Source organism: Sphingobium sp. L-44, assembly GCF_056859495.1.
On the sequence record NZ_JBSXOQ010000020.1, the window covers coordinates 1 to 7,078 of the forward strand.

A 7,078-nucleotide genomic window follows, 5' to 3' on the forward strand; every position below is an offset into this window, starting at 1 on the left:
CGGATGGATGACCCGATGGCGCCGTCTGGTCCGCGACTACGAAAAGCGCATCGACGTCTCACAGGCGATGATCCTCGTCGCCATGGGTGGAAACCTACTACGCCGAAACGCTCATCCCTGATTTTCCAAACGGACTCTAAGAAACGCGTCGATCAGCAGCCAAATACCAAGAGGTGCGAGCAGCACCAGGCCAATCCCGAGCCAAACAGTGGCCCAGCCAAAAATGGACATCAAAAGCTGGACTATGGCTGTGCCGGTCTTGCCCGCGTAAAAGCGGTGGCCACCGAAGCCGCCCAAGAAAAGCCACAGAAGAAACGCGACCCCCGTCGATTTCGCATTTGCCTGGTAGAGAAGGCCTGCCATCGCAGGATTTTGCGTATTGATGTTGGTCACTCTAACCCCCCAATTTGATTCTGCAATGCGACGATTAGCATAGCAAATTCAGAAGCGGAAACCGCCAGTAACTGCGACCTGGTGGCGCGACATTTTGACGCCGGTGTCGAGTTCAAGGTCGCCTTCGCGATACACATACTTGCCGTAGTCGGAATAGCGATACTCAAGGCGAGCGAAGTTCGAACCGTTGGTGAATTCTGCGCCGCCGCCAACGCGATAGCCGTCGATATTGTCGCCGATGCTGGCGCTGTCGCCGTCCAAGGAGTAGCGGAGCTTGAGGCGGGCGTTGGTGTAGCCGCCCTTGGCATAAAGCAGCAGATTAGGCGCTACTGCGAAGCCAAGGCGCGCGCCGATATAAAGGTCGCGGTCTGCCAGGAGAGAGAGATTGTCGCCCTCGAAAAGGATATCGCGCGCGGAGGTTTTGGTCGTGGAATCCGAGGCCTCGGCTTCGATACCAAAGATTGCACCGCTGTTGCCGAGGGCGAAGTCATAGCCCGCCGTGACGCCATACAGCATCCCGCTTTCGGAAGCATCGACATCGTAACCATAATCAAAATTCACCGTGTCGTAGCCCAGCACGATACCGGCTTTCCCGCCCTCGAAGTTCGAAGCATCTTGAGCAATTGCGGGAGCGGCAACAGCAACAGATGCCGCGCAAATGATGAACTTGATCACGATTAACCCCTTGAATCGTTGGATTTGAAGGGGTGTGTCGCAGATGATGCTTATCGACCGGTTAATCCATCATGATACGTGCAAAGTATAACGGTGCTTGTCATCTGTTCATCGCCGTAGCCTGGCGAGAAGACGCTTATATTCTTCATCGCTGGTTGGACCGATCGATGGGCTGTCGGCGCCGCCGATATGCGCCTCCATCCACGCCCATTTTGCCCCGCAGGACCGGCAGCGCAGGCGGTTGCTCGCGGCGATAAGATTGGTCTCCCACCGGCGAGCGACGAAGAGCGCAAGCAATGGTTTTCCCTCGACCGTCCGCTCGGCCTTGCACCGCTTGCAACCAATCCGCACCGCGAAACCCCCGGCGACCAGTTTGTGGAGATCGTCGGCCCGGTTGCGTTCATATCTGCGGTGGTCGTCCTGATTCATCCCACGATTATACGGGGGAACGTTTAGGGAACGGAAGGCCCTCGCATAAATATCTGATGCGAACCATCACCCCAATCGATTGGCCGATCCTGCCGTCCGGCCCGCGCCCCACGAAATGACCATCAGCGCTAAAGATATCCGCTTGATGCCGATCGCGTCGAAGGATGCGAACGCCATGGTCGCTCAGCTTCATTATTCCGGTAAATGGGTCAGAAACAGCCAGCTTCACCTGGGGGCGTTTGTTGGCCCCGAATGCCTTGGTGTTGCCAGCTTCGGCCCGCCACTCGACAAATCGAAGGTCATCGGCCTGGTTCGCGACACGGAATGGTCGAATTTTCTGGAGCTAAACCGCCTCGCATTGGACGAACGCCTGCCCCGAAATTCCGAAAGTCGCTGTCTCGCCGTTGCGCGGAAACTGATCTTCGCGAGGTATCCGCACATCGAATGGATAATCAGCTACAGCGATGGGACACAGAGCGGGGATGGCACGATCTACAGGGCCGCAGGCTTCGACTTGACCGGAATCCGGCCCAACAGAACCATCTTCGAATTCTCAAATGGGGTGCGGATGGCAGCGATGTCGATGGAGGCGCACTGGTCCAGTCCACGAATGGCCGATCTTTGTGCCGACCTTGGTGTCCGCCACGAATATCGCACCCGTAATCAGTGGGTGAAACTTGGGCTGGCCCGGCCGCTTCCTGGTTACCAGCTTCGCTATATGACCTTCCGCGACCAGGCTGTCCGCGACCGTCTGACCGTCCCGATCCTGCCAAACAGTGCCATCGACGACGCTGGTGCGCGGATGGTGCGTGGCGAGGCTAAATAAAACGCGGATGAAGCAAGCGATGGCCGGAACCACCGGTGCAGCGACGGGGTAGCGCCGATCCTTCCGCTCCAATGCGGATTTTATTGACGTTCGGCCCGATACGACAAAACTCCATTGCTATAATAAATTTTGTCAGGAGACCGGTCGTGTCCTTGCATCTGAAAATCATAACAGACTTTATTACTTTGCTTCAGGGAAATGCGACAATTTGCCCAGGAGCCGCAATGACGATGCCCCTCTAACCTAAATTCTTCGGAAACTATCACGTATCCTATTGGAAGCGGATCGCTGCATAGCGTATACCATTCCGAATACGCTTTTCCGCTGCCGGAGCTTTTATTTCCGGAATCCACCACCCTCTCAATTGGACCACCTCCTGGCGGTGCAGGTGGCAGCGACCGTTGTGCTTGGGCGGGAAACGCCAATAGAAAAATTGTCACCATCGGCGGCACCAATTTACGCATGATGGTTCGACCTTCTCCACTAGAGTTCGTAAAGTTTTCTCGTTGATATAATATATTGGATTTTGGTGATCGAGTAATAGGTAGATATTTTACCTATCCGATAATTTATAGATGAATTGCATTGGCCCATTTTTTTGACCCCGCATTTTTCAGCGGGCTTTAACATTATCTTCGGAACTATGGTGCAAACCGGCTGCACAAGAGATCGCCATTTCCCGGCGTTCCGAATTCAGCAGCGGCGAAAAATAGCTGGCCCGATCGTCTCCCTGGTCGGGCCAATTTTTTGACTCGAAGGTGTTCGAGGCATAGAGGGAAGTCGGGCGGTCCCGCAGGCGCGATCGTTACCCCGGTTGCGTCGTTCAGCGGTTGGGGCCGTCCAACCACATTGCGTTAAATACGTGATGCCCGAAATACCCGCGATATTTGGCCATAAGAAGCCCGCCCAGCGCCTGGGTGGATCGGCCCATCTGCGTGACCATTCCAGCGCATATCGGCGCCTGTGCGCCCGCATTCTCGCCCAGGAACCGCTTTGTCGATACTGCCGACACGACGGTCGGATAACCCCTGCGCGGGTGGTCGATCACATCGTCGCGCTGGCGCTGGCTGGAAGCAATGACGGGGGCAACCTGGCCCCCGCGTGCGCCTGTTGCAATGATGCGAAAGGTAGGGTTGAAGCGCGGTTCATTCGCCGTGGCCATGACATCCGCGATATCATGGCTGACATCGAACTGGCGGACTGGATCAAGCGCGGCAGGCGTCGTCCCGACGGTTGAACCAGTCGTCGGCGCCGGGTAACCACAACGCGATGACGCCAGCGATTTGCGTGACGGTCGATGCGATCGGAAATTCGCGGATCACGTCGTCGGCGTAAAAGAACTGCGCCGCCCATCCAAGGAAAGCAGCCCCGGCAAGGACCGCCAGCGACAGCCATCCCCGCGCTATCCGTGACCGTCCCAGCAACGCCAACGACGGAACGAGGAAGAACGCGACCAGCACAATGATGAATGGTCCGGCCAGGTCGCCGAAAGCAGCCTGGAGCGGGCCGACGTTGATGACGTTGTCGGTGATTGTATAGCCGATGGTGCCGATCAGTATCGCGGCGCCGAATGCCGCTGAAAATGGTATGCGCATAATGGTTTGCCTCCGTGTGAAACCGGTCGAGGAGGCAGATATTTAGCGGGCTGTCGAGGCTCGAACGATAAATAGAGACGTTGCTCCCGTGCTGTCGGATCGCGGTGACGACCACGATCCGGCAGCGCAATCGTCCCATATAGTGGGGCGGGTAAAATCATAATATACCATATATTGGGACTACCGCAGTCCAGGAAAATTCTTGCGCGTCCGAATTAAAATTTGGGATCGTTCGGTGATATGCCAAAACGCTCGGAACATTTCATCCCGTCCATCGCATCCCTTATGTATGACGGGCTGTTCGTAATACCGGGACTTGCCAGACTGCCTGAAAGTTCGATGCACTTCGCCAATATCGGATCGACAGTTGCTGCCGGTGCTTTCACCTTCTTTTCCAGCGCTATTACCCGACGCTCTAGGTCGCCAATCTTGGCTGCTTGAGTTCCAAACGCTGTAGCGCAAGCGACCGTCGCAGCTACGATGGCTATCACGTTTCCTACGGTAAACTGTTCTTTCCAGTTGATCGACATACTTCCCCCTGCTGTCGGGACTAAATAGCTGGACTATGAAGCCCGGCAAGAAACTATCTGATCCCGCCCGAAAAAAGCTGGCTGGCACCCACAAGCCCAGCGTCGATTCCAACGTCGTCAGCATATCGCCGGACATGGTCCGCGACGTGCCAGTCATACCCACATGGTTGTCTGACAAAGCGAAGGAGGTATGGGCGGCCAACGTCGAACGGGTCGTGGCCGTGGGCGCGACCAGCATCGACAGCGAAGCATTCGGCCTATTCTGCGATACCATGGCGGTGTTCATCGCCAGCCCGGAAACGGCGAACGCGGCCTTCCGGTCGGAGTTGAGAAAACAGATGGAGTTGCTCGGCATTGCTGGCGCCAAGTCCCGCCTCGCGCGGATCGCGGCAGGCGAACCCGCGAAGTCCAGCCCGTTTAAGATTAGGAGTTGAAAGTTCAAATACTATGCTTGCATGTTGGAATTGTTAGAATGAAATTCCAAAGACGGTTTCCCAAAAATGGAAACGGTCAATTTCGTGTATTCCGATAAAAATTTTTCGCACTGTTCGATATTAATGCCTACTAGTTCGATCATGCCGTCTAGTAAGGAGTCGAGCATCAGCGCATACGGCAAGACTTTGTTGTGCTGATCCCTGGTCAGAGCATGTTTGAACAACGTCCCGTCGCTCTCGACCGGCGGCGGCATTAGCTCGAAGAATGCTTCGTGGCGAATTGTATATTGGCGCATCGTGTGCTCGATTGAGGCCTGTCGCCTGATGCATTCGCTCCCCACCATAAGAAGTTCTGCACCTCGATTTTTGAGAAGAAACTCGATCTCAGCTTGATTTAATTCCGGTAATGTGTGTTCAGGAATCGCTAGCGGTCTAATTGACTGGAAACTAAAACTTTTGGAAGAATCTGCATCATCGCTTGCGAGGCTTTCTTTGTCTCTCTCGAGCAGTTCGTTGCGTCTCTGTCTGTGCGCAATTGGATAGGCGACTAGCGCGGTGATAACCGCTATCGCTGACATCGTCCCGGAAAACCAATCGGCTAGGCTGCCAACATCAATTCCCGCCATTAGTGCCCCCTGACAAGCTAAATATGGGGTGTCGAAACCCCGCTATTTCCGAAATTCATACGCCTGGAAGGCAACCGATTACGCGAAGAAAGTTGTCGGCGGCAAGATCGAAGCGTGCTGGCAAATCCGCGCGGCGTGTCAGCGCTATCTCGACGACCACGACCGCACAGACATCGAATTCCGCACCGATTACGTCGATCACGCCTGCTCGTTCATAGAGGCGCTTCCCCATGTGACCGGCGCCCTTGCGGGCCAGCCGATCAAGTTGGAGCCGTTCCAGGTTTTCTTCATCGCGAACATTTTCGGGTGGATCGTTAAGTCTACCGGCCTGCGGCGCTTTCGCGAGGCGATGGGGCTGTTTCCGCGCGGAACCGGCAAGTCTCTGATCGGCGCTGCCATTGGCGTCTACATGAACTTCGCGCTCGGCGAACAGGGCGCGCAAGGTTTCTCCGGTGCCACGTCGATGGACCAGGCCGCTGCCGTTTTCGACCCTGCAAAGAAGATGGTCGAGATGACCCCGGACCTGGTTGATGCGCTTGGCCTCGAAGTTTCCGCCCGCGCCATTTTCCAATCGCATACCGGCAGCAGTTTCAAGCCAGTTATCGCCAAGACCAAAGACGGCGGCATCCCGTGGATCAGCATCTGTGACGAGTTGCACCAGGCCATTGACGGCACCCAGCTTGCGGCCTTTCGAACCGGGATGGGCAAGCGTCGCGGCTCCGATCCCCTCTTGCTGATTATCACGACGGCCGGGTTCAATCTTGCCGGGGTATGCCGACAGGAACAGCTATATTTCGAGGCCGTGCTGGCTGGGACGATCCGCGACGACAGCAAGTTTGCCATGATCTACACGATCGACGCCGACGATGATTGGCGGGATTTCCGGGTCTGGCGGAAGGCGAATCCGGGATACGGCGTCAGCGTCGATGAAGATCATCAGATAGGTGCGCAATATTGCGATCACCATTTCCACAGGCCCGTGTTGAGCCGCATAGCAGGTCCCGCACCCGCCGTTCGCTGAGGGATGACACCTTCCTCAACGAGTTTGGCAGTATTCCAAAGGCATTCGAAGGCGAGACGATCCGTCTCCTCATTTGAGGTAATCGCCCGCTGAATTTCGGCGCGGCTTAACCAGCGTTTTCTCGGCACGTCGTAAGCCGCAGGGCTACCGTCGGGAGATTGTCCCCATTCCCCATGAACAATCTGATGCCGGTCGCTCTGCGAGGCTTCGCGAAGCGTTTGGAGACGCAAGGCTTTGCTGTGAAGGTCCGCGTCTACCTCCGCAGCAGCGGCAATCAATTTGTCCACAATCTGCTTAAACTGGTGATCATTGTGATCTTTCCATTCATCGGACGACAGGCGGGCAACGCCTTTTAGCGCGGCCAATGTCGAAGCTTTGGCACGCGCTTCCAGCATTGCGATACGGCCGATTGGGTCACGTCCGTCAATGTGGTGTAATTTCGGTGCTGGCCATCGGGCTGCATTTTCAGGCGGCCTTGGGTGTAATCTGTAGCGGCTGAACCTCCTCGGTTATGGGTGTGGCAAGGGCGGCCATGCCCTCGATCTGCAT

Annotated in this window: 11 protein-coding genes and 1 pseudogene; 5 read left to right on the top strand and 7 right to left on the bottom strand. The window is 56.0% G+C overall.

Annotated elements, in window-relative coordinates; genetic code table 11:
• Positions 1 to 121 (top strand): annotated as a pseudogene (locus tag AC13EK_RS00905) (IS5/IS1182 family transposase); the annotation flags it as partial.
• Here the strand turns inward: AC13EK_RS00905 and AC13EK_RS00910 are convergent.
• From AC13EK_RS00910 to AC13EK_RS00920, 3 genes are all read right to left on the bottom strand, one after another.
• On the bottom strand, positions 112 to 393 hold the full coding sequence (locus AC13EK_RS00910) for a TM2 domain-containing protein (RefSeq protein ID WP_483021973.1): 282 nt from the start codon (positions 391 to 393) through the stop codon (positions 112 to 114). The pseudogene AC13EK_RS00905 and the gene AC13EK_RS00910 sit on opposite strands and share 10 nt — an antisense overlap.
• A 48-nt stretch (positions 394 to 441) precedes the next feature.
• Positions 442 to 1,068, bottom strand: coding sequence for an outer membrane protein (locus tag AC13EK_RS00915; RefSeq protein ID WP_026109197.1), 627 nt, complete (start codon positions 1,066 to 1,068; stop codon positions 442 to 444).
• Between the two features lie 108 nt (positions 1,069 to 1,176).
• Positions 1,177 to 1,497, bottom strand: a complete 321-nt coding sequence (locus tag AC13EK_RS00920) for a hypothetical protein (RefSeq protein WP_017501266.1) — start codon at positions 1,495 to 1,497, stop codon at positions 1,177 to 1,179.
• A gap of 115 nt (positions 1,498 to 1,612) precedes the next feature.
• Here AC13EK_RS00920 and AC13EK_RS00925 point away from each other — a divergent pair, with 115 nt between their 5' ends.
• Both AC13EK_RS00925 and AC13EK_RS00930 read left to right on the top strand, forming a co-directional pair.
• Positions 1,613 to 2,323 (top strand): Mom family adenine methylcarbamoylation protein, encoded by a 711-nt coding sequence (locus tag AC13EK_RS00925; RefSeq protein WP_069335914.1) that lies wholly within the window; start codon positions 1,613 to 1,615, stop codon positions 2,321 to 2,323.
• A gap of 865 nt (positions 2,324 to 3,188) precedes the next feature.
• Entirely contained in the window at positions 3,189 to 3,560 is a 372-nt protein-coding gene (locus AC13EK_RS00930; RefSeq protein WP_081331605.1) for an HNH endonuclease, read from the top strand.
• Here AC13EK_RS00930 and AC13EK_RS00935 read toward each other — a convergent pair.
• Together AC13EK_RS00935 and AC13EK_RS00940 are read right to left on the bottom strand one after the other, a co-directional pair.
• Positions 3,529 to 3,918: a hypothetical protein gene (locus AC13EK_RS00935; protein ID WP_017501269.1), complete on the bottom strand. Its 390-nt coding sequence runs from the start codon at positions 3,916 to 3,918 to the stop codon at positions 3,529 to 3,531. The two genes, AC13EK_RS00930 and AC13EK_RS00935, sit on opposite strands and share 32 nt — an antisense overlap.
• A 215-nt stretch (positions 3,919 to 4,133) precedes the next feature.
• A complete protein-coding gene (locus tag AC13EK_RS00940) occupies positions 4,134 to 4,448 on the bottom strand; it encodes a hypothetical protein (RefSeq protein ID WP_139149927.1) in 315 nt (104 codons plus the stop codon).
• A gap of 35 nt (positions 4,449 to 4,483) precedes the next feature.
• On the opposite strand from AC13EK_RS00940, the gene AC13EK_RS00945 reads away from it, so the two are divergent.
• On the top strand, positions 4,484 to 4,882 hold the full coding sequence (locus AC13EK_RS00945) for a hypothetical protein (RefSeq protein WP_081331604.1): 399 nt from the start codon (positions 4,484 to 4,486) through the stop codon (positions 4,880 to 4,882).
• Positions 4,883 to 4,893: 11 nt separating this feature from the next.
• On the opposite strand, the gene AC13EK_RS00950 is transcribed toward AC13EK_RS00945, so the two are convergent.
• Positions 4,894 to 5,508: a hypothetical protein gene (locus AC13EK_RS00950; protein ID WP_277788354.1), complete on the bottom strand. Its 615-nt coding sequence runs from the start codon at positions 5,506 to 5,508 to the stop codon at positions 4,894 to 4,896.
• A gap of 28 nt (positions 5,509 to 5,536) precedes the next feature.
• Here AC13EK_RS00950 and AC13EK_RS00955 point away from each other — a divergent pair, with 28 nt between their 5' ends.
• The gene (locus AC13EK_RS00955; protein ID WP_202968923.1) at positions 5,537 to 6,529 is read left to right on the top strand and encodes a terminase large subunit domain-containing protein; all 993 of its coding nucleotides are present in this window, start codon (positions 5,537 to 5,539) and stop codon (positions 6,527 to 6,529) included.
• On the opposite strand, the gene AC13EK_RS00960 is transcribed toward AC13EK_RS00955, so the two are convergent.
• Positions 6,469 to 6,924 (bottom strand): hypothetical protein, encoded by a 456-nt coding sequence (locus tag AC13EK_RS00960; protein ID WP_483021974.1) that lies wholly within the window; start codon positions 6,922 to 6,924, stop codon positions 6,469 to 6,471. The genes AC13EK_RS00955 and AC13EK_RS00960 overlap by 61 nt on opposite strands.
• Positions 6,925 to 7,078 lie beyond the last annotated feature (154 nt).

Bases quoted from the DNA above. Each gene is read 5' to 3' on its own strand.
- AC13EK_RS00920 (WP_017501266.1), bottom strand. From the start codon at position 1,497: ATGAATCAGGACGACCACCGCAGATATGAACGCAACCGGGCCGACGAT.
- AC13EK_RS00925 (WP_069335914.1), top strand. From the start codon at position 1,613: ATGACCATCAGCGCTAAAGATATCCGCTTGATGCCGATCGCGTCGAAG.
- AC13EK_RS00930 (WP_081331605.1), top strand. From the start codon at position 3,189: ATGCCCGAAATACCCGCGATATTTGGCCATAAGAAGCCCGCCCAGCGC.
- AC13EK_RS00935 (WP_017501269.1), bottom strand. From the start codon at position 3,918: ATGCGCATACCATTTTCAGCGGCATTCGGCGCCGCGATACTGATCGGC.
- AC13EK_RS00940 (WP_139149927.1), bottom strand. From the start codon at position 4,448: ATGTCGATCAACTGGAAAGAACAGTTTACCGTAGGAAACGTGATAGCC.
- AC13EK_RS00945 (WP_081331604.1), top strand. From the start codon at position 4,484: ATGAAGCCCGGCAAGAAACTATCTGATCCCGCCCGAAAAAAGCTGGCT.
- AC13EK_RS00950 (WP_277788354.1), bottom strand. From the start codon at position 5,508: ATGGCGGGAATTGATGTTGGCAGCCTAGCCGATTGGTTTTCCGGGACG.
- AC13EK_RS00960 (WP_483021974.1), bottom strand. From the start codon at position 6,924: ATGCTGGAAGCGCGTGCCAAAGCTTCGACATTGGCCGCGCTAAAAGGC.